Source organism: Hydrogenophaga sp. GW456-12-10-14-TSB4, from assembly GCF_059424305.1.
This window is the reverse complement of the sequence record NZ_JBWKZH010000007.1, coordinates 57800-81452: the sequence shown is the minus strand read 5'-3', so window position 1 is coordinate 81452 and position 23653 is coordinate 57800. Positions and strand designations below refer to the sequence as shown.

General features: G+C 69.3%; 25 protein-coding genes. 21 read left to right on the top strand and 4 right to left on the bottom strand.

Annotated features, from left to right (window positions below; translation table 11 throughout):
* Nucleotides 1-95 precede the first annotated feature (95 nt).
* The 4 genes from AC07ZS_RS05890 (at nt 96) to AC07ZS_RS05875 (ending at nt 3631) form a co-directional block, all read left to right on the top strand.
* Nucleotides 96-668 (top strand): hypothetical protein, encoded by a 573-nt coding sequence (locus AC07ZS_RS05890; RefSeq protein ID WP_494797648.1) that lies wholly within the window; start codon nt 96-98, stop codon nt 666-668.
* Between the two features lie 7 nt (nt 669-675).
* Complete coding sequence (locus AC07ZS_RS05885; RefSeq protein WP_494797647.1) at nt 676-1902, top strand: S1 family peptidase; 1227 nt, start codon at nt 676-678, stop codon at nt 1900-1902.
* An 85-nt stretch (nt 1903-1987) separates the two neighbouring features.
* Nucleotides 1988-2746, top strand: a complete 759-nt coding sequence (locus AC07ZS_RS05880; protein ID WP_494797646.1) for an NAD(P)H-dependent oxidoreductase — start codon at nt 1988-1990, stop codon at nt 2744-2746.
* A 3-nt stretch (nt 2747-2749) separates the two neighbouring features.
* The gene (locus AC07ZS_RS05875; protein WP_494797645.1) at nt 2750-3631 is read left to right on the top strand and encodes an acyl-CoA thioesterase; all 882 of its coding nucleotides are present in this window, start codon (nt 2750-2752) and stop codon (nt 3629-3631) included.
* A gap of 16 nt (nt 3632-3647) precedes the next feature.
* Here the strand turns inward: AC07ZS_RS05875 and AC07ZS_RS05870 are convergent, their stop codons facing one another.
* From AC07ZS_RS05870 to AC07ZS_RS05860, 3 genes are all read right to left on the bottom strand, one after another.
* Nucleotides 3648-3908: a BrnA antitoxin family protein gene (locus tag AC07ZS_RS05870; RefSeq protein WP_494797644.1), complete on the bottom strand. Its 261-nt coding sequence runs from the start codon at nt 3906-3908 to the stop codon at nt 3648-3650.
* On the bottom strand, nt 3898-4173 hold the full coding sequence (locus AC07ZS_RS05865) for a BrnT family toxin (RefSeq protein WP_494797643.1): 276 nt from the start codon (nt 4171-4173) through the stop codon (nt 3898-3900). Before AC07ZS_RS05865 ends, AC07ZS_RS05870 begins: the two co-directional genes overlap by 11 nt.
* 216 nt (nt 4174-4389) lie before the next feature.
* The gene (locus AC07ZS_RS05860; protein WP_494797642.1) at nt 4390-4710 is read right to left on the bottom strand and encodes a 2Fe-2S iron-sulfur cluster-binding protein; all 321 of its coding nucleotides are present in this window, start codon (nt 4708-4710) and stop codon (nt 4390-4392) included.
* Between the two features lie 128 nt (nt 4711-4838).
* Here AC07ZS_RS05860 and AC07ZS_RS05855 point away from each other — a divergent pair, with 128 nt between their 5' ends.
* The 16 genes from AC07ZS_RS05855 to AC07ZS_RS05780 are packed head-to-tail and all read left to right on the top strand — an operon-like array spanning nt 4839 to nt 21527.
* Nucleotides 4839-6131, top strand: a complete 1293-nt coding sequence (locus AC07ZS_RS05855) for an aromatic ring-hydroxylating oxygenase subunit alpha (protein WP_494797641.1) — start codon at nt 4839-4841, stop codon at nt 6129-6131.
* The gene (locus AC07ZS_RS05850; RefSeq protein ID WP_494797640.1) at nt 6128-6622 is read left to right on the top strand and encodes an aromatic-ring-hydroxylating dioxygenase subunit beta; all 495 of its coding nucleotides are present in this window, start codon (nt 6128-6130) and stop codon (nt 6620-6622) included. The genes AC07ZS_RS05855 and AC07ZS_RS05850 overlap by 4 nt, the downstream gene beginning before the upstream one ends.
* A gap of 22 nt (nt 6623-6644) precedes the next feature.
* Nucleotides 6645-7481 (top strand): enoyl-CoA hydratase/isomerase family protein, encoded by an 837-nt coding sequence (locus tag AC07ZS_RS05845; RefSeq protein ID WP_494797639.1) that lies wholly within the window; start codon nt 6645-6647, stop codon nt 7479-7481.
* Between the two features lie 2 nt (nt 7482-7483).
* Nucleotides 7484-8233, top strand: a complete 750-nt coding sequence (locus tag AC07ZS_RS05840; protein WP_494797638.1) for an SDR family NAD(P)-dependent oxidoreductase — start codon at nt 7484-7486, stop codon at nt 8231-8233.
* On the top strand, nt 8230-9132 hold the full coding sequence (locus AC07ZS_RS05835) for an alpha/beta hydrolase (protein ID WP_494797637.1): 903 nt from the start codon (nt 8230-8232) through the stop codon (nt 9130-9132). The genes AC07ZS_RS05840 and AC07ZS_RS05835 overlap by 4 nt, the downstream gene beginning before the upstream one ends.
* Entirely contained in the window at nt 9129-10607 is a 1479-nt protein-coding gene (locus AC07ZS_RS05830) for a hydroxymethylglutaryl-CoA synthase family protein (RefSeq protein WP_494797636.1), read from the top strand. The genes AC07ZS_RS05835 and AC07ZS_RS05830 overlap by 4 nt, the downstream gene beginning before the upstream one ends.
* A gap of 3 nt (nt 10608-10610) precedes the next feature.
* The gene (locus AC07ZS_RS05825; RefSeq protein WP_494797635.1) at nt 10611-11813 is read left to right on the top strand and encodes an acetyl-CoA acetyltransferase; all 1203 of its coding nucleotides are present in this window, start codon (nt 10611-10613) and stop codon (nt 11811-11813) included.
* 11 nt (nt 11814-11824) lie between these two features.
* Nucleotides 11825-12604: an enoyl-CoA hydratase/isomerase family protein gene (locus tag AC07ZS_RS05820; protein WP_494797634.1), complete on the top strand. Its 780-nt coding sequence runs from the start codon at nt 11825-11827 to the stop codon at nt 12602-12604.
* Nucleotides 12601-13377 (top strand): enoyl-CoA hydratase-related protein, encoded by a 777-nt coding sequence (locus tag AC07ZS_RS05815; RefSeq protein WP_494797633.1) that lies wholly within the window; start codon nt 12601-12603, stop codon nt 13375-13377. Before AC07ZS_RS05820 ends, AC07ZS_RS05815 begins: the two co-directional genes overlap by 4 nt.
* 4 nt (nt 13378-13381) lie before the next feature.
* Nucleotides 13382-14908, top strand: a complete 1527-nt coding sequence (locus AC07ZS_RS05810; RefSeq protein WP_494797632.1) for a 3-hydroxyacyl-CoA dehydrogenase — start codon at nt 13382-13384, stop codon at nt 14906-14908.
* Nucleotides 14905-15750, top strand: coding sequence for an HTD2 family dehydratase (locus AC07ZS_RS05805; RefSeq protein ID WP_494797631.1), 846 nt, complete (start codon nt 14905-14907; stop codon nt 15748-15750). Before AC07ZS_RS05810 ends, AC07ZS_RS05805 begins: the two co-directional genes overlap by 4 nt.
* 8 nt (nt 15751-15758) lie before the next feature.
* The gene (locus AC07ZS_RS05800) at nt 15759-16661 is read left to right on the top strand and encodes an HpcH/HpaI aldolase/citrate lyase family protein (RefSeq protein ID WP_494797630.1); all 903 of its coding nucleotides are present in this window, start codon (nt 15759-15761) and stop codon (nt 16659-16661) included.
* Nucleotides 16658-17980 carry a phytoene desaturase family protein gene (locus AC07ZS_RS05795; RefSeq protein WP_494797629.1) on the top strand — a complete coding sequence of 441 codons (1323 nt, stop codon included), beginning with the start codon at nt 16658-16660 and terminating at the stop codon, nt 17978-17980. The genes AC07ZS_RS05800 and AC07ZS_RS05795 overlap by 4 nt, the downstream gene beginning before the upstream one ends.
* Entirely contained in the window at nt 17980-19650 is a 1671-nt protein-coding gene (locus AC07ZS_RS05790; protein WP_494797628.1) for an acyl-CoA dehydrogenase family protein, read from the top strand. The genes AC07ZS_RS05795 and AC07ZS_RS05790 overlap by 1 nt, the downstream gene beginning before the upstream one ends.
* A complete protein-coding gene (locus AC07ZS_RS05785) occupies nt 19647-20858 on the top strand; it encodes a CoA transferase (RefSeq protein WP_494797627.1) in 1212 nt (403 codons plus the stop codon). The genes AC07ZS_RS05790 and AC07ZS_RS05785 overlap by 4 nt, the downstream gene beginning before the upstream one ends.
* 54 nt (nt 20859-20912) lie before the next feature.
* Nucleotides 20913-21527, top strand: coding sequence for a TetR/AcrR family transcriptional regulator (locus tag AC07ZS_RS05780; protein WP_494797626.1), 615 nt, complete (start codon nt 20913-20915; stop codon nt 21525-21527).
* Here AC07ZS_RS05780 and AC07ZS_RS05775 read toward each other — a convergent pair.
* On the bottom strand, nt 21484-22428 hold the full coding sequence (locus AC07ZS_RS05775; protein ID WP_494797625.1) for a DMT family transporter: 945 nt from the start codon (nt 22426-22428) through the stop codon (nt 21484-21486). The genes AC07ZS_RS05780 and AC07ZS_RS05775 overlap by 44 nt on opposite strands.
* Nucleotides 22429-22618: 190 nt before the next feature.
* On the opposite strand from AC07ZS_RS05775, the gene AC07ZS_RS05770 reads away from it, so the two are divergent.
* Nucleotides 22619-23653, top strand: a complete 1035-nt coding sequence (locus tag AC07ZS_RS05770; RefSeq protein ID WP_494797624.1) for a TRAP transporter substrate-binding protein — start codon at nt 22619-22621, stop codon at nt 23651-23653.

The following is a 23653-nucleotide window of genomic DNA, read 5'->3' as shown; positions in this document are numbered from 1 at the left end:
CCGCCGGCCATGGGGTAAATACCCATGCGCACACCGCCAAGGGGTCGTAACACCACGGTTACATTTGGGCTCACGATGCCATTTGAGGGAGCCTGATGTTTCTGCGAACCGTGATCCTCGTCGCCTGCGTGGCGGGTACGGGTTGTGCCTCCGTGATGAACGAGAGCACCCATCCCATGACGATCGAGACCAAGACGGCCACCGGTCAGCTGGTGGCCGGTGCCGATTGCAAGCTGACCAACGACCGCACCAGCGCCTCGGTCAAGTCGGGGTCGACCACTTCCATACGCCGGTCGAGCGAAGACCTGGACATTGTGTGCCAGCACCCCGAGTACCAGGTGGCCAGCGCCAGGGCCGTTTCGCGGGCCAACGCGGGCATGTTCGGCAACATCATCCTCGGCGGCGGCATTGGTGCGGTCATCGACCACAACCAGGGAACGGCCTACACCTACCCCACCTGGGTGCAACTCGTGTACGGCAAGTCGCTCGTGTTTGACCGGCGCGACCAGAAGGAAGACCAGCCGACACCTGGCTCCGACACCGGCCTCGCCCCCGCACCGGCCACCGGCTCGGCACCCTCGGTGGTGGCGCCCGCCATACGGCCGCCGCAGGCCGGCACCCGCACGAGCATGGACGACTTGCGCGGCCTCCTGCCACCCCAGCCCTGAACACACCATGCAGAAGCATTCCTTGACGGTCCTCGGGCTGGCACTCATCTCGACCGCCGCGGTGGCCCAGCCAACGCTCACACCCGAAAGCTTGTTCGAGCAGGTGTCGCCCAGTGTCTGGGCGGTGCGCACGCTGGACGGCACCGGCCGCGCGTTGAGCCAGGGCAGCGCCGTGGTCATCGCTCCCGGGCGCCTGATCACCAACTGCGGTTTGCTGGCGCGCGCCAGCACGGTGTCGGTGTCGCGCGAGAACATCAGCTACAGCGCCACGCTGGAGTTCCCCGATCCTGAGCGCGACCTGTGCCAACTCAAGGTTGCCAATTTCAATGCACCGTCCGTGCGGGTGGCGTCCTCCGAATCTTGGCGCGTGGGTGCTCGCGTGTATGCCATGGGCAGCCCACGTGGGCTGGAGACCACGATCAGCGACGGCATGCTCTCGGGCATCCGGCGCAACGAGCGCTCGGACCTCGAAGCCCTGCAAATCACGGTGCCCCTCTCACCAGGATCCATCGGGGGTGGCCTGTTCGATGCACAAGGTCACCTGATCGGGATCACGACGCTCCTGAACAAGGAGGGACAGACCCTGAATGCCGCCGTGCCAGCGACGTGGATCGCCGATGTCCCTGCGCGCGCGCAGGCCGCCGTCGCTGCGTACAACGAACGAAGCAAGCAGCCACCGCCCAAGGCAGCGCCCACGGGTGACCGCGTCTTTGAGTATGCGTTGAAGGACCGGTTCACCGGCAACACGCAGCGCGTGGTCTACCGGCTGGACCGCGTCGATGGCGACACCCGGATCTTCAACCAAGGCAACCGGGTGGAGCGCGCCAACGGCGAAGTGACCACGTCGGGCAGCCCCATTGGCGGCGAGTTCGATCTGGTCATGCCGCCCGGTGGCTGGGTTCACAAGGCGCACGAGTCCAGCTCGGCCCGGGAGTTGCGCTACGAACCTCAGTTGCCCGACAGGCGAATCCGGATGCAGTTGACCGCGCGCACGTTTGAAACGTCGATTCTGCGGGTGGGCGCTCGCGAGCTGACCGTCGTTCGCGTGAACTTCAAGGGTTACACGCAACGCGGCCGCACGGAACCGTCGGTCTCGGCGCCCTATGAGGCCAATGCCTGGTACGCCCCCGAACTTGGCCGCGTCGTGCGCTTCGATGCCAAAAGCCGCGGCCAGGGCGGAGGCGCGATCATGGTGGACGAGTCCCTCGAACTGGTCAGCATCCGCGCGGAGTAAGCCTCATCGTTGCGCCGACAGAAGATTAAAACAATCCGACGCGTCGGGTTATTATGTGAGGCCATACCCACCCGAAAGGCCTCGCATGAATGTGCTCATCGTCTATGCCCATCCCGAACCGCGTTCCTTCGGCAAGGCCTTGCTGGACCGGTCGGTGCAGACCCTGCAATCGTGCGGCCACGAGGTGGTGGTGTCCGACCTGTACGCCATGGACTTCCAGCCCGTGGCCACGGGCGAGGACTTCACCGAGCGGCGTTTCCCCGACGCCTTGCAGTACGACCGCGAGCAGAAGCAGTCTTCACAGCGGCGCACCTTCACGCCCGACATCCAGACCGAGATCGACAAGCTGCTGGCCTGCGACCTGCTGATCCTGCAGTTCCCGCTGTGGTGGTTCTCGGTGCCCGCGATCATGAAAGGCTGGATCGACCGCGTGTTCGTCAACGGCACGGTGTACGGCGCGGGCGGCATGCGCTTCGACAACGGCGGCCTCAAGGGCCGCAAGGCGATGCTGGCGTTCACCACCGGCTGCTTCCCCGACATGATGGAACCCGACGGCCTGCTGGGCCAGCGCGACGTGATCCTCTGGCACTTGCAGCATGGCACCTTCGGCTACGGCGGCCTGCAGGTGCTGCAGCCCTTCGTGGGCTTCTCGATCCAGTACACCGACGAGGCCCAGCGCAAGGCCTACCTCGACGCCTACGAGGCGCGCCTGCGCGGCATCGAGCACGAGGAGGTGATGCCTTCGCATCCCCTGGCCGACTTCGGCGCCGACTGGCGGCTCAAGCCCGAGGTCTCGCCGCGCACGGCCGGCCACCGCCGCATCTGCACGCCCACGGAAGGTTGACGCATGGCCCAGGCGACCTGGAACGATCTCGACATTGAAGCGCTGCTGACGCTGGACCCTTTGGGCGAGGGCCGCTGGCGCAGCCGCCAGGGCGACGCCAACCTCAACGGCCGTTCGTACGGCGGCCAGTTGCTCGGGCAGGCCCTGATGGCGGCCCTGATGGAGGTGCCGGCCGACCGCGAGGCGACCATGATGCAGTTCCTTTTCCTGCAGGGTGCGATGCCCGACGAACCGCTGGACTTCGCCGTGTCGGCACTGCAGGAGGGCAAGCGCTTCAGTTCGCGCCATGTGCGTGGCGTGCAGGGCAACGGCCGCACCGTGCTGGACGCGCAGGTCACCTGCGCGCTGCCGCTCGACGCCCCGACACACGCCAGCCCGAGCACCGCGCCTCCGGGCGAGCGGCCTGAGGACCTGGCGCAGTTGCACGAGGTGGATCCGGTGTTGATCACCGACCTCGCGCGGCTCGGCGGCTACTCGCAGAACCGCAAGCCCAGCATCGATTTCCGCATTCCCGATCCGTCGCGCCAGCTCTCGCAAAGCCTCATGAACGGCCGCTTCCGCTTCTGGATGCGCGCGATCAAGCCCTTGCCCGACGACGCACGCCTGCAGGCCGCCGCCTTTGCCTACCTGTCGGACTGGTGGCTCAACTTCTGCTCGCTGGGCCTGCACCTGCGCGACCTGAACGGCCGCCCGCTCTACATCTCCAGCCTGAACCACGCGCTGTGGCTGCACCGCCCCGTGCGCGCCGACCAGTGGCTGCACGTGGACTGCAGCAGCCCTTGTGCGCAAGCGGGGCGCGGCCTGTCCATCGGCGCGGTGCACGACCTGCAGGGACAACAGCTGGCGACGATGACGCAGGAGTGCCTGATGGCCTACGCGGGCTAGCCGTCGCAGGACGTCGTCACCTGCGGGCGTGTTGGGCGACGTAGTCCTTGAGCACACCGTCCATGCGGGCCTGCCATCCGGCGCCGGTGCTGCGGAAGTAGTCGAGAACTTCGGGGCTGTAACGCACGGACACCAGCACTTTGGTGACCATGGCTTTGGGGCGTCCCCCCTTGTTGATCGTGGCGCGCTCCAGCATCTCGTCGGTCAGCTCGGGCAGCTCCTCGTACTCGGAGGCATGCAATCGGTGGGCGTCCACCTTCTTCAGATCAGATTTCAAGGAGCGGGCCGATGCGGTCTTTTTCGCGGTCATTGGCTTTCCTCATGCTGAAGATGTGGCGATCCGCGCCACGCGGGGTGTAGCCCACCACCACCATGCGGTCGGCCAGCAGGCCGTAGCAAATGATGCGGGTTTCGCCATAGTCCTTGCGCGTGTCTTCCACTTCAAGTGTGCTGCCCTCGAACACGAGGGTGGCATCGGAAAAGTCCAGTCCGCGCTCCTGAAGGGTTCGGTCTCTCTTGGCCGCATCGAAGGTGACATGCATGTTATCGTAGCTACAAAAACCTGCCTTTGCAAGTCGCAGCTGTCGCCGGAATCAGGGGCCTGGTGGGTCCCGCGTCAGGCGCGCGGCGTCGGTACCGCAGCGAACTCTTCGCCGAGGCGGCGCGGGTCACGCGCCGTTGCGCGGTCTACGAGGGGTGAAGGGCAGGATTCCCCCACCCGTATTCACGGGAGAGGCGGTGGAACCGTCTTCCTGCGTTCACACCTGCTCGGCCGGCAGGTGCACCACGATCCCGTCGAGCGCGGGGCTCATGCGCAACTGGCAGCACAGCCGGCTGGTCTCGCGCGGTTCGGGCACGCCTTCGAGCATGAAGGCCTCGGTTTCGGAAACGGGCGGCAGGTGCGGTGCCCATTCGCTGCCGATGTAGCCGTGGCAGGTGGCGCAGCTGCACGAGCCGCCGCAGTCGCCCAGGATGCCGGGCACGCCGTTGTCCACCGCGATCTGCATCAGGCTGCGCTGGTTGGGGGCGTCGATGCGGCGGGCGGTGCCGTCGTGTTCGATGAAAGTGACGATGGGCATGAGAGCGAATTCCTTTTCTGGTGGCCGGTGAGCAACGGGTTGACATAGTCCGTCTCGTCGGACTATTATTGCACCATCAGAAACGGACAACAAGCCCGATTCGCCCCCGACACCACGGAGATGACACCTTGAGCAACTGCGCCCATGTGATTCCCATTGCACCCGCTGCGGCGGGCCCGGCCATTCGCTGGGACGACCTCGTCCGCGAAGACCACGTGCACGGCTCCCTCTACACCGACCCCACGATCTACCAGGCCGAGCTGCAGAAGATCTGGTACCGCACCTGGGTCTATGTGGGCCACGAGAGCGAGGTGCCCAACGCCAACGACTACGTGATGAAGTCGATCGGCCCCGAGCCCATCCTCATGACGCGCGACAAGTCCGGCCAGATCAACTTGCTGCACAACCGCTGCCCCCACCGCGGCAACCGGGTCTGCATGACGGAGAAGGGCAACGCCCGCTCCTTCACCTGCCCGTACCACGGCTGGACCTTCGGCAACGACGGCGCGCTGCGCGGTTACCCCTTCCCCTCGGGCTACGAGGGCGCGGACCGCTCCCAGCTCGGCCTGGGCAAGGTGGCGCGCGTCGCGTCCCACCGGGGCTTCGTGTTCGGTTCGTTTGCGGAAGAGGGTGAGTCGCTGCTGGAGCACCTGGGCGCGGCCGCCGGTGCGATCGACGCGCTGTGCATGAACTCGCCCGAGGGCGAGGTCGAGGTCACCGCCGGTTACCTCAAGCACAAGGTCAAGGCCAACTGGAAGTTCCTGGTCGAGAACGAGACCGACGGCTACCACCCCTCGTTCGTGCACGCCTCCATCTTCGAGGTGGCGCAGAGCGGCATCGGCACGCTGTACGACAGCGACTCCACCGCCGTCTCGCGCGACTTCGGCAAGGGCCACACCGAGAACGACCTGCGGCCCGAGTTCCGCAAGCGCGATGTGCCCATGGGCTGGTTCGGCACCACGGCCGACAAGCTGCCGGCCTATGTGGCGCAGATGGAAACCGCCTATGGCAAGGACAAGGCGCGCGAAATCATGATCGACGGCACGCCGCACATCATGATCTTCCCCAACCTGTTCATCGCGGAGATCCAGCTCTTCGTGCTGCAGCCGCTGTCGGTGGACCACACGGTGCAGCACGTCACCGCCATCCAGTTCAAAGGCGCACCCGACATCAACCGCCGCCTGCGCCAGCAGACCATGGGCTCGGTGGGGCCGGCCGGCTTCCTGCTGGCCGACGACGCCGCCATGTACGAGCGCACGCAGCTCGGCGTGCAGTCCAGCAACCCCGAGTGGCTCTACCTGGGCCGGGGCCGCCACCGCGAGCGCCTGGACGAGAACGGCTACCGCATCAGCGACAACACCGACGAAACCCCTTCGCGTGGCATCTGGCGCCACTACAAATCCATGATGGAGGCTGCATGAGTTCAGTGCTCGATGCGCGTTCCCTGCTCGACGAGGTCACGCAGTTCATCTACCGCGAAGCGCGCTACCAGGACGACCACGCCTACGACGAGTGGGAAGCCCTGTGGACCGACGACGGCGTCTACTGGATCCCGGCCAACGGCGAGGGCGGCGACCCGGAAAAGGAAATGTCCATCATCTACGACAACCGCTCGCGCATCGCGCTGCGCATCCGCCAGTTCCACACCGGCAAGCGCTACAGCCAGACGCCGCAGTCGCGCCTGCGCCGCGTGGTCTCGAACGTGGAGATCCTGAAGAACGAAGGCGAGGAACTGCTGGTCACCTCCAACGCCATGGTGTTCGAGTCCTCGCCGTCCCGGGGCGACACCCTCTGGGCCTCGCGCAACGAGTACACCCTGCGCCGCGAGGGCGAGGCCCTGCGCATGGCGCGCAAGAAAGTGGTGCTGGTCAACAACGAGACCGCGCTGTACTCGATGGCCTTCCTCATCTAGAGCCCGATCAGGAGACAAACCCATGGCACCACAAGACAAGAAAACGCCAACCCCCGACGTGCTGATCGGCGAAGGCCCGGCGCTGCTGGCGCTGCACGTCGACGGCGTGGCCCACATCCGCCTGAACCGGCCCGAGGCCGCCAACGGCCTGGACATGGCCATGCTCAAGGGCCTGCACGAGGTGATGACGGCGGTGCACGGTGACGGCCGCGTGCGCGCCGTGCTGATCACCGGCGAGGGCAAGAACTTCTGCGCCGGTGGCGACGTGCACACCTTCCTCTCCAAGGGCGAGGCGCTGCCGGATTACATCCGCATGGCCACGTCCTACCTGCAGATCGTGGCCTCCATGATGATGCGGCTCAACGCGCCGGTGGTCAGCGCGGTGCACGGCTTCGCGGCCGGCGGCGGCGGCATGGGCCTGGTGTGCTCGTCCGACTTCGTGGTGGCCGGCGCCTCGGCGAAGTTCCTGGCCGGCGCCACGCGCGTGGCCATGGTGCCCGACGCGGGTGTCTCGGTCACGCTCACCCAGCTGGTCGGGCTGCGCAAGGCGATGGAGATCCTGATGCTCAACCCGGTGATCACCGCGCCGCAGGCCCTGGCCATGGGCCTGATCACCCGCGTGGTGGACGACGAACAACTGGAGAGCGAAGCCTTCGCGCTGGCGCGCCAGCTTGCCGCCGGTGCGCCGGCCGCGCTCGCAGGCACCAAGCGCCTGCTGTGGAACGGCCTGGGTTCCGGCGTGGACGCCTGCATGCCCGAAGAGAACCGCATGCAGGCCCATCTCTCCGGCATGGCCGACGCCCGCGAGGGCCTGGCCGCCGTGATCGAGAAGCGCGCCCCCACTTTCACGGGGCGCTGATCATGGCGAACGCCCCAGCCACGCCCCTTGCGGGCCGCAAAGCCTTCGTCACCGGCGGTGCCAAGGGCATTGGCGCGGCCATCGCGCGCCGCCTGGCCGCCGACGGCGCGATGGTGACCATCGCCGACCTGGACATCGACGCCGCGCAGGCGCTGGCCGACAGCATCTGGGCGCACGCCGTGCGGCTCGATGTGACCGACCTCGCGCAGGTCGCCGCCGTGCTGGAAGCCCATGGGCCGGTCGACATCCTGGTGAACAACGCCGGGGTGGACCAGCACGCCTTCTTCACGAAGACGACGCCGGCGGACTGGCGCCGCCTGATCGCGATCAACCTCGAGTCGGTGTTCGCCACCACGCACGCCGCCTTGCCCGGCATGCAGGCCGCAGGTCATGGCCGGATCATCAACATCGCCTCCGAAGCGGGCCGGCTGGGCTCGCGCGGCGGGGCGGTGTACGCCGCCGCCAAGGGCGGTGTGATCGCCTTCACGCGCTCCATCGCGCGCGAGAACGGCAGCAAGGGCATCACCGCCAACGTGATCGCGCCCGGCCCGATCGACACGCCTTTGCTGCGCCAGGCGGTGGCGCAGGGTGGCGACAAGCTGCTGGGTGCCATGACCGGCGCCACGCTGGCCGGCAGGCTGGGCACGCCCGAGGAAGTGGCCGCTGCCGTGGCCTTCCTGGCTTCAGCGGAGGCGGGCTTCATCACCGGCGAAGTGCTCGGCGTGTCCGGTGGCATGGGGTGTGGGGCATGAACAAAGCGGTCGATGAAGTGATCGAGCGCGTGCGCCGCGTCTACGGCAGCTGGAAGCGCGACACCACCGTGGCGCAGATGCGCCAGGACTGGGACACGCTGTTCGGCGGGGTGCCGGTGGACGCGGCCCTCGAAGACGTGGACGCCGGCGGCGTGAAGGCCCAGTGGGTCAGCGCGCCGGGCGTGGACGCGCAGCGCGCGGTGCTCTACTTCCATGGCGGCGGTTTCCAGGTCGGCTCGCTGGTCTCGCACCGCGAGCTGATGGCCCAGCTCTCCGCCGCCGCGCAATGCCGCGTGCTCGGTGTGGACTACCGCCTCGCCCCCGAACACCGTTACCCGGCCGCGCTGGACGACGCGTCGGCGGCGTGGCAATGGCTGATCGGCCAGGGCTTCGAGGCCCGGCACATCGCGCTCGCGGGTGATTCCGCCGGGGGCGGCCTGGCGCTGAGCCTGCTGCTGCGCTTGCGCGACGCCGGCCAGCCGCTGCCGGCCGCCGCCGTGCTCATGTCCGCGTGGACCGACCTCACGGCCTCGGGCGCGAGCTACGGCACGCGCGCCGACAGCGACCCGATCCACCAGCGCCCGATGATCGTGGCCATGGCCCGCAACTACCTGGGCAAGGAAGGCAACCCGGCCGACCCGCAGGTCTCGCCGCTGTTCGCCGACCTCAAGGGCCTGCCGCCGCTGCTCGCCCAGGTGGGCGACCGCGAGACCGTGCTCGACGACTCGCGCGACTTCGTGGCGCGCGCCAAGGAGGCTGGTGTGGACGCCACCCTGCAGGTGTGGGACCACATGATCCACGTGTTCCAGCAATTCCCCGCGCAGCTGCCCGAAGCGCGCGCGGCCATCCAGGACCTGGGCCGCTTCCTGCGGCAACACCTCGAAAGAAAGAAGACATGACAGCAGGCATCACCGGATACGGCAGCTACATTCCCCGGCTGCGGCTGAGCCGCCAGGCCGTGGCCCAGGCCAACGCCTGGTACGCACCGCAGTTCGCGGGCCGCAAGGGCACGCGTTCCATGACCAACTGGGACGAGGACAGCATCACCATGGCGGTGGCCGCCGCGCGCGACTGCCTGGGCGCGGGCGACGACCGCGGCCACATCGACAGCGTGCAGCTGGTCTCCAGCACGCTGCCCTTCGCCGAGCGGCTCAACGCTGGCGTGGTCTGCGAGGCGCTCACGCTGAACGAGGGCGTGGAGGCGCTGGACATGGGCGGCTCGCCCAGCGCCGCGCTCAGCGCGCTGACCGCCGCGCTCGACCGCGTGAACGCCCGCGGCGGCCACGCGCTGGTGATCGCCTCCGACCACCGCAAGACGCGCGCGGCCAGCTCGCAGGAACTCGACTACGGCGACGGCGCCGCCGCGATCACCATCGGCCGCGAGAACGTGATCGCCGAGGTGCTGGGCGGTGCCGCGCTCACGGTCGACTTCGTGGACCACTTCCGCATGGCCGGCGAAGACATCGACTACCACTGGGAAGAGCGCTGGGTGCGCGACGAAGGCATCGGCAAGCTGGGGCCGCGCGCCATCGCCGGCGCACTGCAGAAGGCCGGTGTGGACGCTGCTGCGGTGGACCACTTCATCTTCCCCACCACCTTCGCCAAGATGGACGCGCAACTGGCCAAGGCCTGCGGCATCCGCGCCGAGGCGGTGGCCGACTCGCTGGCCGCCACCGTGGGCGAAACCGGCACGCCGCACGCGCTGCTCATGCTCGCCGCCGTGCTGGAGCGCGCACAGCCGGGCCAGCACATCCTGCTGGCGCAGTTCGGCGCGGGGGCGCAGGCCGTCGTGCTGCGCGTGACGCCGGCCATCGCGGCCTTTCGCCCGGCGCGCGGCGTCTCGGGCTGGCTCGCGCGCGGCGTGGAAGAAAAGAACTACACCAAGTTCCTCTCGTTCCGCGAGCAACTGCGCCTGGAGCGCGGCATGCGCGGCGAGCAGGACCGCAAGACCGCGCTGAGCACCGCCTACCGCCACCGCGCCGCCATCCTGGGCCTGGTGGCCGGGCGCTGCGAGCTCACCGGCTCGGTGCACTTTCCGCCTTCGCGCATTTCCTACGACCAGGGCAAGCCGCTGCAGGACACGCAGAAACCCCACAAGCTCGCCGAGCGCCGGGGCCAGGTGCTGAGCTGGTCGGCCGAGTCGCTCTCGTTCCACCGCGCGCCGCCGCACCAGTACGGCCAGGTCGATTTCGAGGGCGGCGGCCGCATCCTCATGGAGTTCACCGACGTGGCCAAGGGCGACGTGGCCTCGGGCACCGAGGTCGAGATGAGCTTCCGCATCAAGGACATCGACGAGCTGCGCGGCTTCACGCGCTATTTCTGGAAGGCCACGCCCGTGGCCTCTGCCGCCGACACTACCGCATCCAAGGAGTAAGCCATGCCCATCGGCATCAAGGACAAAGTCGCCATTCTCGGCATGGGTTGCAGCAAGTTCGGCGAGCGCTGGGACGCCAGCCCCGAAGACCTCATGGTCGAGGCCTACAACGAGGCCATGGCCGACGCCGGCATCGCGCCCGAGCAGCTCGACGCCGCCTGGTACTCCACCCACATGGACGACGTGGGCACCGGCCGCGGCGGCACGCCCATGGGCATCGCGCTGCGCCTGCCCAACATCGGTGTGACGCGGGTCGAGAACTTCTGCGCCGGCGGCTCCGAAGCGATCCGCGCGGCGGTGTACGCCGTGGCCGCGGGCGCCTGCGACATTGCCATCGCGCTCGGCGTGGAAAAGCTCAAGGACACCGGTTACGGCGGTCTGCCGGTCTCGGCCGTGGGCACCTACATCCCGCAGTGGTACCCCAACGCCGTGGCCCCGGCCAACTTCGCGCAGCTGGCCTCGGCCTACCAGCGCAAGCACAACGTGGACCCGGCGCTGCTCAAGCGCGCCATCGCGCGCGTCTCGATCAAGAGCCACGCCAACGGCGCGAAGAACCCCAAGGCGCACTTCCGCCAGGCCGTGACCGAAGAGCAGGTGCTCAAGGCGCCCATCATCGCGGAGCCGCTGGGCCTGTACGACTGTGCGGGCGTGTCCGACGGTGCGGCGGCGGTCATCGTCACGACGCCGGAGATCGCGCGCTCGCTGGGCAAGCGCGACCTGGTCACCTTCAAGGCGCTGCAGGTCGCGGTGTCCAACGGCTGGGAGATGCATTCCAACGAGTGGGACGGCAGCTATGTGCACACCGCGCGCGTCGCCGCGCGCAAGGCCTACGCCGAAGCCGGCATCACGAACCCTGAAAAGGAAGTGAGCATGACCGAGGTGCACGACTGCTTCTCGATCACCGAACTCGTGACCATGGAAGACCTGGGCCTGTCGGGCGAAGGCGAAGCGGTGCGCGATTTCCTGGACGGCAAGTTCGACGCCGACGGCGCGATCCCCTGCCAGATCGACGGCGGCCTCAAGTGCTTCGGCCACCCCATCGGCGCCAGCGGCATCCGCATGCTCTACGAGATGTACCTGCAACTGCAGGGCCGCGCCGGCCCGCGCCAGCTGAAGGACCCGAAGATCGGCCTCACCCACAACCTGGGCGGCCAGCCCTCGCAGAACGTGTGCTCGGTCTCCATCGTCGGCCGCGAGGGCGTGTGATGAGCGCGGTCGTGTTGGTGGATCGCCCCGCGCCGCACGTGGCGCGGCTGCTGATCAACCGCCCCGACAAGCGCAACGCCATCGACTTCGATGTGCGCCAGCAGCTCACCGAGGCGCTGGCCTCGCTGCTGGGCGATGCCTCTGTGCGCGCCATCGTTTTCGGCGGCGTGCAGGGCGTGTTCTCCGCCGGCGGCGACGTGCCCAGCATGGTGGGCCTCACGGAAGCGCAGGCGCGCGAGCGCATGCGGCACATCCACCGCCTGTGCCAGCTCATCGCCGAGGCCGGCGTGCCGGTGGTCAGCGCCATCGAAGGCATCGGCGCGGGCGCGGCCGTGGGCCTGGCCCTGATGGGCGACCGCATCGTGGTCGGCGAGGGCACGAAGATCCTGTTTCCGTTCCTCAAGCTTGGCCTGGTGCCCGACTGGGGCCAGCTGCTCACGCTGCCCCGGCGCGTGGGCCTGCCAGCGGCGCGGCGCATCCTGACCGAGGGTGTGCCGGTCAGCGGCACGGAAGCCCACCGCATCGGCCTGGCCGACACGCTGGTGGCCGACGCCCAGGTGATGGCCACCGCCGTCGCCCAGGCCGCCGAGTTGGCCCTGCTGCCGCGCGACGCCTTCGCGCGCATGAAGGCGCGGCTGAACCACCCCTCGGCCACGCTGGCCGAGGAGCTGTCGCGCGAGGAAAACGACCAGGCCGTCTGTCTGCTCGGTGACGATTTCGTCGAAGGGCACGACGCCTATGTGAACAAGCGCGCCGCCGATTTCGTGGCGCGACCGGGAGTGAAACGATGAGCCAGGAAGAAGCCGTGCTGTTGCGCCGCGAGGGCGCCGTGGGCACCGTGGTGCTCAACCGGCCGGAGAAGCGCAACGCGCTCGACCTGACGATGCGCGCCGCGATCGCACAGGCGGTGCGAACTCTCGACGCCGACGACAGCGTGCGCGCGATCGTGATCACCGGCGGTGAAGGCGTGTTCGCCGCCGGCGCCGACCTGAACCTGCTGGTGGACAAGGGCGCGCAGGACGTGGCCGAGATCGACCTGGGCCAGTACTGGGCGCCGGTGGCCGGCTGCGGCAAACCCACCATCGCCGCGGTGAGCGGCTTCGCGCTGGGCGCGGGCTGCGAGCTGGCCATGATGTGCGATTTCATCGTCGCTGACGCCAGCGCGCGCTTCGGCCAGCCCGAGCTGGCCGTGGGCATCATGCCCGGCGCGGGCGGCACGCAGCGCCTGGTGCGCACGCTGGGCAAGCAGGTGGCCTCGCTCATGCTGCTGACCGGCGAGATGATCACTGGCGAACGCGCCTTTGCGCTGGGCCTGGTGGCCGACCTGGCCGCCGACGGCAAAGCGCTGGAGCGCGCCGTCGAGCTGGCGCGCAAGGCCGCGCGCATGCCGCCCAAGGCCGTGAAGGCCACGCGCCATGTGCTGCGCCAGGGCGCAGACCTGCCGCTGGACGCCGCGCTCTCGCTGGAGAACCGCGAGTTCCTGCTGCTGTTCGACACCGCCGACAAGACCGAAGGCATGCGCGCCTTCCTCGACAAACGCAAACCCGAATTCAAGGGTCGATGACCACATGACTTCCAACAACGTGAAACCGCTCACCCTGGGCGTCGTGGGTGCCGGCGCCATGGGGCGCGGCATCGTCCAGCTGTTCGCGCAGGCGGGCCACCGCGTGCGCTGTTTCGACGCGGCCCCCGGTGCCGCTGCCAAGGCCGTGGAGTTCGCGCTCGGCATGATCGGGCGCGGCGTGGAAAAAGGCCGGCTCAGCGCCGAGGCCTTCGAGGCGATCCGCGCGAGCGTTTCGCCCTGCGACGACATGGCCGGGCTCGCCGGTTGCGACGTGGTGATCGAAGCCATCGTGGAAGACCTGGCCGTCAAGCGCCAGCTGTTCGGCGCGCTGGAAGACGTGGTGGCCGAGACCACCGTGCTGGCGAGCAACACCTCGTCGCTCACTGTGGCCGACATTGCTGCCGCCTGCCGCCACCCGGCGCGCGTGGCCGGTCTGCACTTCTTCAACCCGGTGCCGCTGATGAAGGTGGCCGAGGTGATTGCCGCGCTGCGCACGTCGCCGCAGACCGTGCAGACCCTGAGCGAGCTGGTGAGCGGCGCCGGCCACCGCGCGGTGGTCACGGCCGACCAGCCCGGTTTCCTCGTGAACCACGCGGGGCGCGGGCTCTACACCGAAGGCCTGCGCCTGCTCGAAGAGCAGGCCGCCTCGCCCGCCGACGTGGACGACGTGTTGCGCGAAGGCGTGGGTTTTCGCATGGGCCCGTTCGAGCTGCTGGACCTCACCGGCCTGGACGTGTCGAGCAAGGTCATGGCCTCGATCTACGAGCAGTTCCAGCACGAGCCGCGCTTTCGGCCCTCGTCGCTGGTGGCGCCGCGCGTGGCCGCCGGCCTGTTCGGCCGCAAGACGGGGGAGGGCTGGTACCGATACGACGGCGACGCGCGCCGCGCCGCGCCCGCGCGCGCCGTGCCGGCACCGCGCGCCGGGGTGGCGGTGTGGGTCGATCCGCAGGCCAGCGGCCGTGCCGAACTCGCTGCCCTGCTGAGCGGCGCGGGCGCGCGGCTCACCGACGATGCCGCGCAGGCCGAGGTCTGCGTCGTGCAGCCCTGGGGCGGTGACGCCAGCCACGCGGCCGCCGCGCTGGGCCTGGACGCCGCGCGCACCGTCGCCGTCGACCCCATGGTGCCGCTGGCCCTGCGCCGCACGCTCATGCTCACCGCGCTCACCTCGGCCGCCGCGCGCGACGCCGCCTGGGGCCTGCTGGCGGCCGACGGCGTGCCAGTCACCGTCATCAACGACAGCCCGGGCTTCATCGCCCAGCGCGTGCTCGCCACCATCGTCAACATCGCGGCGCAGATCGCGCAGCGCGGCATCGCCAGCGTGGCCGATATCGAGGACGCCGTGAAACTCGGTCTGGGTTACCCGCACGGCCCGCTGGCCTGGGGCGACCGCATCGGCGGTGCGCGCATCCTGCAGATCCTGCGGACGATGCAGGCCGAGACCGGCGACCCGCGCTACCGGCCCAGCCCCTGGCTGGTGCGGCGCGTGGCCTTGGGCGTGCCCCTGCTCACGCCGGAGGCAGAGCGCGCATGAATATCGATATTCACCACCTGCGCGAATGGGTCGGCCGCGAGCAAGTGGCCGAGCAGACGCTGGAGCCCTTTCCCGCCGTCGCCTTGAGCGGCCTGCTGGACCGTGCCGCGCCGCCGGTGGTGGGCGAGGCGCTGCCGCTGCCCTGGCACTGGCTGTACTTCCTGGAGACGCCCGCGCGCGCCGCCACCGGTGTCGATGGCCACCCGCAGCGCGGCGGCTTCCTGCCGCCGGTGCCGCTGCCGCGCCGCATGTGGGCCGCGGGCTCGCTGCAATGCGAGACACCGCTGCGCCTGGGCGCGCCCGCGCGCAAGACCTCCACCGTGCGCAGCGTGGACCTGAAGGAAGGCCGCAGCGGCCCGCTGGTCTTCGTCACGGTGGACCACCTGCTGGAGCAGGACGGCCGCGTGTGCCTGCGCGAAGAGCAGAACATCGTCTACCGCGAAGCGCCCACCGGGCCCGCGCCGCTGCCGGCGGGCGAGAAGGCCACGAAAGCCGCGCAATGGTCGGCCGTGCTGAAGCCCGACCCCGCGCTGCTGTTCCGTTTCTCCGCGCTCACCTACAACGGCCACCGCATCCACTACGACCGCGACTACGCGGTGCGCGAGGAGTTCTACCCCGCGCTGGTGGTGCACGGCCCGCTGCTGGCCACCGCGCTGCTGGACCTGCTGGCACGCGGCCGGCCCGGCGTGCCGGTGCGCACCTTCTCGTTTCGCGCACTGCGCCCCGCGTTCGACACCGACACGCTGCAGCTCTGTGCCGCCGCCGAAGGCGACACGGTCGATCTCTGGACGCAGGACGCGCATGGCCAGGTGGGCATGACGGCCCGCGCCACGCTGGGTTGAGGCTCGCCATGCGCAATCACCCGATCTGGCGTTCCATGCTGTTCGTGCCGGCGCACGTGCCGCGCTTTGTCGAGCGGGCCCACGCGCGCGGCGCCGACGCCTGCGTGCTCGACCTCGAAGACAGCGTGCCGCTGGCGCAGAAGGCGCTGGCGCGCGACGCCGTGCCGCAGGCCGCCGCCGCCATCGCGGCCCACCGCACACCGGTGCTGGTGCGCGTGAACCAGCCCTGGGACATCGCTGCCCTCGACATCGACGCCGCCGTCGGCCCTGCCGTGAGCGCGCTGGTGCTGCCCAAGGTGAACGACGCCGCCACCGTGCGCCAGGTGGCGCGGCGCATCGACGGCCTGGAGGCACAGCGTGGCCTGCCCGCCGGGCACACCCGGCTGATCGCGCTGATCGAGGACGTGCAGGCCCTGCCCGAACTCGACGCCATCGCGCGCAGCACGCCGCGCATGCTGGGCATGATGCTCGGCCCCGAAGATTTTTCCGCCTCCGCCGGCATGGCGCCGGTGCGCGAGGCGCTGATGCTGCCCAACCAGCTGGTGCTGTTCGCCTGCCGGCGCGCCGGCATCCTGCCCTTCGGTTTTCCCGGCTCCATTGCCGACTACGGCGACGCCGAAGCCTTCGCGCAGACCATCCGCCTGGCGCGCCAGCTCGGTTTTGTCGGTGGCCTGTGCATCCACCCCACGCAGGTGGCGGTGATGAACGCCGGTTTCTCGCCTTCGACGGAAGACATCGAACACGCGCGCGGTGCCATCGAGGCCTTCGAGGCCGCCGAGCGCGAAGGCCGCGGCGCGGCCGAGTACCGCTCGAAGATGGTCGATCTGCCCGTGGTGGTGCGTGCGCGGGAAACCCTGCGCCGCGCCGCTGCACCTGCCCCCCTTTCCACCCAACAGGAGACACACCCATGAACACCCACTCCACCGTGTACGACGCGGTCGTGATCGGCGCCGGCGCCGGCGGCCTGAGCGCGGCAGCGCGCCTCGTGGCAGCCGGCCGCAAAGTGCTGGTCGTCGAAAGCCTGGGCCGCGTCGGCGGCCGCGCATCGAGCGAACAGATCGACGGCTTCACCGTCAACATCGGCGCCATCGCCATCGAACGCGGCGGCGTCTTCGAGGAAACCTTCGGTCTGCTCAACGTGCCGCTGGACATCCGCGAGCCCAGCCCGGCCACGGTGTTCCTGATCGACGGCAAGGTCATCAACGTCGCCAAGGGCGGCTGGGGCATGCTGCTGGGCACCTTCACCAAGCAGGCCGCCAAGATCGGCACCAAGTTCGCCGACGCGCGCGCGGGCGACCTGCCCGAGGCCAAGATGAGCACCAAGGAGTGGCTCAGCCAGTACACCAAGAACGAGACCGTGCACGCGATCTTCCGCAACCTGTGCGCTGCCATCTTCGCCGCCAACGACGACGAGGTGCCCGCGCGCGCCTTCCTGACCTACTTCGCGGTCAAGGGCGCGTTCAAGCGCTTCGGCTTCTGCCCGCGCGGCACCGTGGGCCTGTGGAACGACCTGGCCGACGGCATCCGCAAGGCCGGCGGCGAGATCTGGCTCGACGCGCCGGTGACCCAGCTGCACACGCAGGACGGCCTGGCCAGCGGTGTGACCGTGATGAAGGACGGCGTGGCCACGCGCATCCAGGCGCGCACCGTGATCAGCAACATCGGCCCGCGCGCCACGGTGGACCTGCCCGGCGGCGAAGCCTTCGGCGGCGACTACATCCGGCTCGCGCACACCGCGCCCAAGCCCTCGGCCAACATCGTCATCAACTTCGCCACGCAGCAGCGCCTGGTGGACGTGCCCGGCCTGGTCACTTTCGGCAAGACGCGCCGCCTGTGCAACATGGGCGAGCTCACCGCCACCTGCCCCGAGCTCGCGCCGGCCGGCTGGTACCAGTACGTGGCCTATGCCGTGCCGCGCCCGGCCATCGGCGACTTCGACGAGAAGACCGAGATCGAAGCCTCGCTGCAGGACCTGCGCGACGAGTTTCCCGGCTTCGCGCAGGCCAAGATGCTCTCGGTGCGCGTGATGCGCGACGGCTGGCCGGCCCAGCGCTCCTGCGCCGGCTTCGACATGCCACAGGCCACGCCGCTGGCCAACCTCTGGCACGTGGGTGACGCGGTGAAGGACTACGGCGACGGCGGCACCCAGGCCTGCGCCTACACCGGCCGCGAGGCCGCGCGCCAGGCCGAGGCCCACCTCGACGGCGCCCGCGTGGCGGCGGCGGCGTGATGGCCGGCGTGGGACTGCAACCCTCGGTGGACCAGGCGCGCGCGCTGCTGGCGCGGCTGCGCCCGCTGTTCGAGCACGGCGTGGCCGCGCTCGCCAAGGCCTGCGCCCCGGGCGGCAAGCTCGACGGCGCCAAGCTGGACGAGCAACAGGTCGCGACCTTCGAGATCGCCTGGGCCAGCGCCGACCTGCTGGCCGCCGAGACCGCGCTGGCGCGGCTCGACGGCGATGCGCTGCAGTCGCAGCTGGCCCTGATCTTCGCGGTGGACGCCATCGCCGCGCTGTTGCCGCGCCTGGAGGCGCTCTACATCGAGCTGGGCCTGCCGCTCGCACCCTTGCAGCAACTGGGCGCCGACGCCGACTGGGCCGCGCTGCGCGGGGTGGCCTGTGGCGCGCAGGCGCTCACGGCGGCCGGCCGTGCCCTGGTGGCCGCCAGCGACGCGGTGGAGCTGGGCAGCGTGGCGCTGCAAGACCCGGTGGTGATGGCGCAGGACGCGTTCCGCCGCTTCGCCGCCGACGTGGTGTCGCCCCAGGCCGAGCACATCCACCGGCACGACGAGACCGTGCCCGAATCGCTGCTGCAGCCCATGCGCGACATGGGCGTGTTCGGTCTCTCCATTCCCGAATCGCACGGTGGCACCGGGCCCGACGATGGCGAGGACGCGACCATGATGGTGGTCGTCACCGAGGCCTTGTCCGAGGCCTCGCTGGCCGCCGCAGGCAGCCTGATCACGCGGCCCGAGATCCTGAGCCGCGCGCTCATCAGCGGCGGCACCGACGAACAGAAGGCCACCTGGCTGCCGCGCATCGCGGCGGGCGACCCGCTGTGCGCCATCGCCATCACCGAGCCCGACTACGGATCGGACGTGGCGAGCCTGGCGCTCAAGGGCACGCGCACCGAGGGCGGCTGGCTGCTCAACGGTGCCAAGACCTGGTGCACCTTCGCCGGCAAGGCCGGCCTGCTGATGGTGGTCACGCGCACCGACCCCGACCGCTCCGCCGGTTACCGGGGCCTGAGCGTGCTGCTGGTGGAAAAGCCGTCCTACGACGGCCACGCCTTCGACTTCCAGCAGCCCGGTGGCGGGCGGCTGGCCGGCAAGGCCATCCCCACCATCGGCTACCGGGGCATGCACTCGTTCGACCTGGCCTTCGACAACTTCTTCGTGCCCGACGCCAACGTGATCGGCGGCGCGGGCGGCCTGGGCAAGGGCTTCTACTTCACCATGGCCGGCATGGTGGGCGGGCGCATGCAGACCTCGGCGCGCGCCTGCGGCGTGATGCGCGCGGCGCTGCGCGCCTCGATGCGCTACACGGCGGATCGCAAGGTGTTCGGTGCGCCGCTGCAGGACTACGCGCTCACCCTGGCCAAGCTCGCGCGCATGGCCGCGCGCCTGGCGGCCTGCCGCACGCTGGCCTACGCCATCGCCGAGCAGCTCAATGCCGGCGGTGGCCGCATGGAGGCCAGCCTGGTCAAGCTGCTGGCCTGCCGATCGGCCGAGATGGTCACGCGCGAAGCGCTGCAGCTGCACGGCGGCATGGGTTACGCTGAAGAAAGCGCCGTGAGCCGCTACTTCGTGGACGCGCGCGTGCTCTCGATCTTCGAGGGTGCGGAGGAAACGCTGGCGCTCAAGGTCATCGGCCGCAGCCTGTTGGAAGACGCACTCAAACCATGAACACCATCCTCTCCGGCATGCGGGTGATCGAAGCCGCCGCCTTCGTCGCCGCGCCCCTGGGCGGCATGACGCTGGCGCAGATGGGCGCCGACGTGATCCGAATCGACACCCTGGGCGGCGGGCTGGACTACAAGCGCTGGCCGGTGACCCGGGACGACGTGAGCCTGTTCTGGTGCGGCCTCAACAAGTCCAAGCGCTCGGTTGCGCTGGACCTGAGTCAGCCGGAGGCGCGCGAGCTCGCGATGGCGCTGATCACCGCGCCGGGCGAGGACGCGGGCATCCTGCTCACCAACTTCCCGCCGCGCGGCTGGCTGGACCACGACAAGCTCAAGGAGAAGCGCGCCGACCTGATCCAGCTCACCGTGCAGGGCGATCGGCACGGCGGTTCGGCGGTGGACTACACCATCAACTCGCGCGTGGGCATCCCCTACATCACGGGCGACGAGCGCGGCGCGGCCACGAACGAGGCCGTCAACCACGTGCTGCCGGCCTGGGACCTCGTCACCGGCCAGATGGCCGCCGTGGGCCTGCTGGCCGCCGAGCGCCACCGCCTCAAGACCGGCCAGGGCCAGCATGTGAAGCTGCCGCTGGAAGATGTGGCCCTTGCGGCGGTGAGCCACCTGGGTCTGATCGCCGAAGCCCAGCTTGGCCAGCAACGCGAGCGCCACGGCAACGAGCTGTTTGGCGCCTTCGGCCGCGACTTCCGCACGGCGGACGGCGAGCGCCTGATCGTCGTCGGCCTGACCCTGAAGCAATGGCAGGCCATCTGCGAGGCCATGGGTTTGACCGAGGCGGTGAAGGCGCTGGGCGACCGCCTGGGCCTGAACCTCGATCTGGAGGGCCACCGCTTCCAGGCGCGCAAGGAACTCGGTGCGCTGGTGGAGGCCTGGATGTTGCGCCACAACTTCGCGCAGGTTGCCGAGGCGCTGACGAAGCAGGGCGCGTGCTGGGGCAAGTACCAGACCCTCACGCAGCTGGTGACGCAGGACGAAGCCTGCTCGCCGGCCAACCCGCTGTTTCGCACCATCGACCAGCCCGGGGTCGGGGCGCACCTGGCGGCCGGTCTGCCGCTGAACTTCTCGGCCGTGGAGCGCATCCCGGCGGCGGTGGCGCCCACCCTGGGGCAGCACACGGGCGAGGTGCTGTCCGAACTCCTGGGGGTCACGCAGGCCCAGTACGGCGGGCTTCGCGAAAGAGGTGTGGTTTAGGGTGGGCAGGTCCTTGGGTCAGAATAGCCAGCTCGAAAACTTGAGCTGAACACCATGGCCCGATCGCTTGCCAGCAACCACGACGACAAACGCCAGCGGATCCTCGACGTCGCCGCCGCGCTGTTTGCCAACACGAGCTACGAGAGCGCCCGGCTGATCGACATCGCGGCGGCCTGCAACGTGTCCAAGTCCGCGCTGTACCACTACTTTCCGAGCAAGGAAGTGCTGCTGCACGAGATCATCACCGAGCACATCATGAGCTCGGTGGCCGAGCTGGAGGCGATCGCGCACGGCCCGGGCACGAGCCGCGAACGGCTGACCCTGCTGGTGCGGGCGATGGTGAGAACGGCGGCGGAAAAACGCCACGAGCACATGGTGCTGACCAACGACCTCAAGTTCCTGCCGCCGCTGCAGCAGCAGGAAATCAAGCTGGCGCAGGCCAAGGCGCTGGACTTCGTGGTCGAGCTGCTCGACGACATCAACCCGCACCTCATGCGGCGGCGGCGCGAGGGCGCGTCTTATGCGTTGTTCCTTTATGGCTCGATGATCTCCACGGCGACCTGGTACCGGCGCGGGGGCGGCATGACGCCGAACGAGCTGGCCGACCGCCTGACCGAGGTGTACCTCAAGGGGTTTGATGGCGGGGAGCATCCGCCGGGTTACAGCTGAACTGCGTGACCGCCACCCCCACGCCGGCCATCACGGCGCCGGCGATCTTCAGGCCGCTGAAGGACTCGCCCAGCGCCATCCACGAAATCACGCCCGCCACCGGCGGCAACAGGTAGAGCAGCGGCGCGGTGCGCGAGACGCCCAGGTGGTCGTTGAGCCAGCCCCAGGCCAGCCAGCCCGCGAAGGACGCGACCGCCAGCGACCACAGCAGGCCCCACCAGAGGGCGGCGGGCAGCTCGGCCCAGGGCACCTGCAGGGCCTGCGGTGCGTTGATCAGCAGCATCGGCGCCATGGCCAGCAGCGTGGTGTAGGCCATCACCAGCGTGACGCCGTGGCGGCTGAACAGCCGCGACGCGGCCACGGTGTGGGCCGAGAACAGCAGCGCCGCGAACAGCAGCAGCAGGTCGCCCAGGCCCTGCGTGCGCATGAGCGCGAACTTGTCCGACAGGAACACCAGCACGCCCGCCATGGCCAGCGCCACACCGCCGACCTGCAGGCGGGTGAAGCGCTGGCCGTGCAGCACGCGCACCAGCAGCAGGGTGAACATGGGGCCGAGCGCGGAGATGAGAGCACTGGAAAACGCCGTGGACAGGTGAATCGCCTGCGTCATCACGTTCACATGCGCCACGTGGCCCAGCGCGGCCAGGCCCATCAGGCCGACCCAGTCGCCGCGTTCCAGCCGGGGCCAGCGCCACCCATAGCGCCACAGCAACAGGGCGATCGCGCAGGCCGGCGTGACGAGGTAGCGCATGAAGACCAGGGCCGCCGGCCCGATCTCGGCCATCACCGCTTTCTGCACGCTGTAGTTGCTGCCCCACAGCAGCATCAGGCCCAGCGCGACGGCCAGGGCCAGCCCCTGGCGCGGGGTGGGAGAGGGGAGCGGATGGGCGGGTGGTGGCATCTTTAAAACCGTCTCATTGGTCTGTTTTGATATTGTGTGTATGGCATGTGCTTGGCTTGATTTCCAGGGTGATCAGGGAAATCCCTAGGGATTTTTTTGATGATCTTGTTTGTTAAACCGTCCCGTCGGTCTATTATATGGCCTGCCAGTCGTTGGTCGTTCTCACCTCAGCTCAACCCAGGAGACAAGCATGCGCATTTCCCTTTCCAGGCTCGCCGCGGCCTTTGTTTTGGCCGGTGCCTTCGCCGCCGCCAGCGCCCCCGCGCTGGCGCAGACCACGGTTCTCAAGTACTCCAACTGGCTGCCGCCGGGGCAGGCGATGCGCATGGAGGTGGTGGAGCCCTGGATCGCCGAGGTCGAGAAGGCCACGCAGGGCCGCGTGAAGATCGACACCGCACCCAAGGTGGTGGGCACGCTGCCGGCTCAGTTCGATGTGGCGCGCGACGGTCAGGCCGATCTGGTGATCTTCATCCCCGGCTACACGCCCAACCGCTTCGACCTGCTCGAGGTGCTGCAGCTGCCGTTCGTGAGCGACAACCCCGAGGTGTATGCGCCGCTGGCCGACCGCTTCTACCGCAAGCACCTGGCCTCGTACAACGAGTTCAAGGGCGTTCACCCGCTCTCGGTCTACGTGGTCTCGCCCGGCCAGATCTTCAATTCCAAGCGCCCGTTGCGCAGCGTGGCCGATTTCAAGGGCCTGAAGATGCGCAGCCCGCAGACCAGCGCCACGCAGGCGCTCTCGCTGCTGGGCGCGGTGCCGATCTCCAAGCCGGTGAGCGAAACCTACGAGCTGCTGTCCTCCGGCGTGATCGACGGCACCTTCATGCCGCCCGAGTCGATCCCCGCCTTCAAGCTGACCGAGCTCGTGCCCTACGCCACCATCGTGCCGGGCGCGGTCTACAACACCGTGCTGGTGCTGGGCATCAACGAGGACAAGTGGAAGTCGCTGCGCGCCGAAGACCGCGAGGCGATCAGCCGCATCTCGGGCGACGTGTTCGCGCGCAACATCGGCCGTGCCTACGCCAACGGCGACAAGGCCGCCTTCGAGATCATGCGCAAGGCTGGCAAGCCCGCCGAAGTGTTCCCGCCGGCGGCGCTGGCGGAGATGAAGCAGGTGCTGCTGCCGATCGAGCGCGACTGGATCGAGAAGGCGAAGAAGAAGGGCATGGCCGATCCGCAGAAGGTGCTGGATCAGCTGCGCGCCGACATTGCCGCCGCCAAGTAA

Coding starts and splice junctions, on each gene's coding strand:
- AC07ZS_RS05835 (WP_494797637.1), top strand. CDS start 8,230: ATGAACAAAGCGGTCGATGAAGTGATCGAGCGCGTGCGCCGCGTCTAC.
- AC07ZS_RS05875 (WP_494797645.1), top strand. CDS start 2,750: ATGGCCCAGGCGACCTGGAACGATCTCGACATTGAAGCGCTGCTGACG.
- AC07ZS_RS05890 (WP_494797648.1), top strand. CDS start 96: ATGTTTCTGCGAACCGTGATCCTCGTCGCCTGCGTGGCGGGTACGGGT.
- AC07ZS_RS05850 (WP_494797640.1), top strand. CDS start 6,128: ATGAGTTCAGTGCTCGATGCGCGTTCCCTGCTCGACGAGGTCACGCAG.
- AC07ZS_RS05840 (WP_494797638.1), top strand. CDS start 7,484: ATGGCGAACGCCCCAGCCACGCCCCTTGCGGGCCGCAAAGCCTTCGTC.
- AC07ZS_RS05815 (WP_494797633.1), top strand. CDS start 12,601: ATGAGCCAGGAAGAAGCCGTGCTGTTGCGCCGCGAGGGCGCCGTGGGC.
- AC07ZS_RS05805 (WP_494797631.1), top strand. CDS start 14,905: ATGAATATCGATATTCACCACCTGCGCGAATGGGTCGGCCGCGAGCAA.
- AC07ZS_RS05795 (WP_494797629.1), top strand. CDS start 16,658: ATGAACACCCACTCCACCGTGTACGACGCGGTCGTGATCGGCGCCGGC.
- AC07ZS_RS05860 (WP_494797642.1), bottom strand. CDS start 4,710: ATGCCCATCGTCACTTTCATCGAACACGACGGCACCGCCCGCCGCATC.
- AC07ZS_RS05885 (WP_494797647.1), top strand. CDS start 676: ATGCAGAAGCATTCCTTGACGGTCCTCGGGCTGGCACTCATCTCGACC.
- AC07ZS_RS05785 (WP_494797627.1), top strand. CDS start 19,647: ATGAACACCATCCTCTCCGGCATGCGGGTGATCGAAGCCGCCGCCTTC.
- AC07ZS_RS05825 (WP_494797635.1), top strand. CDS start 10,611: ATGCCCATCGGCATCAAGGACAAAGTCGCCATTCTCGGCATGGGTTGC.
- AC07ZS_RS05780 (WP_494797626.1), top strand. CDS start 20,913: ATGGCCCGATCGCTTGCCAGCAACCACGACGACAAACGCCAGCGGATC.
- AC07ZS_RS05880 (WP_494797646.1), top strand. CDS start 1,988: ATGAATGTGCTCATCGTCTATGCCCATCCCGAACCGCGTTCCTTCGGC.
- AC07ZS_RS05790 (WP_494797628.1), top strand. CDS start 17,980: ATGGCCGGCGTGGGACTGCAACCCTCGGTGGACCAGGCGCGCGCGCTG.
- AC07ZS_RS05770 (WP_494797624.1), top strand. CDS start 22,619: ATGCGCATTTCCCTTTCCAGGCTCGCCGCGGCCTTTGTTTTGGCCGGT.
- AC07ZS_RS05830 (WP_494797636.1), top strand. CDS start 9,129: ATGACAGCAGGCATCACCGGATACGGCAGCTACATTCCCCGGCTGCGG.
- AC07ZS_RS05800 (WP_494797630.1), top strand. CDS start 15,759: ATGCGCAATCACCCGATCTGGCGTTCCATGCTGTTCGTGCCGGCGCAC.
- AC07ZS_RS05775 (WP_494797625.1), bottom strand. CDS start 22,428: ATGCCACCACCCGCCCATCCGCTCCCCTCTCCCACCCCGCGCCAGGGG.
- AC07ZS_RS05845 (WP_494797639.1), top strand. CDS start 6,645: ATGGCACCACAAGACAAGAAAACGCCAACCCCCGACGTGCTGATCGGC.
- AC07ZS_RS05865 (WP_494797643.1), bottom strand. CDS start 4,173: ATGCATGTCACCTTCGATGCGGCCAAGAGAGACCGAACCCTTCAGGAG.
- AC07ZS_RS05810 (WP_494797632.1), top strand. CDS start 13,382: ATGACTTCCAACAACGTGAAACCGCTCACCCTGGGCGTCGTGGGTGCC.